This is a genomic window from Duganella margarita, assembly GCF_009857535.1.
Classification (GTDB): Bacteria; Pseudomonadota; Gammaproteobacteria; order Burkholderiales; family Burkholderiaceae_D; genus Rugamonas; species Rugamonas margarita.
The window spans coordinates 1-262 of the sequence record NZ_WWCS01000098.1 but is presented as its reverse complement, the minus strand read 5'-3'; the positions used below and the strand labels follow the sequence as shown (position 1 = coordinate 262).

At 50.8% G+C, this 262-nt stretch carries 1 rRNA gene; it reads left to right on the top strand.

Annotated features, from left to right (window positions below):
* Positions 1 to 262, top strand: a 23S ribosomal RNA gene (locus GTP55_RS30530); the annotation flags it as partial.

Below are 262 nucleotides of genomic sequence, written 5' to 3'. Positions count from 1 at the left end.
GGCTAAAACAGTCAGGATGTTGGCTTAGAAGCAGCCATCATTTAAAGAAAGCGTAATAGCTCACTGATCGAGTCGTCCTGCGCGGAAGATGTAACGGGGCTAAGCCAGTCACCGAAGCTGCGGATATGCGTAAGCATATGGTAGGAGAGCGTTCTGTAAGCCTGCGAAGGTGTCTTGTAAAGGATGCTGGAGGTATCAGAAGTGCGAATGCTGACATGAGTAGCGATAATGGGGGTGAAAAGCCCCCACGCCGTAAGCCCAA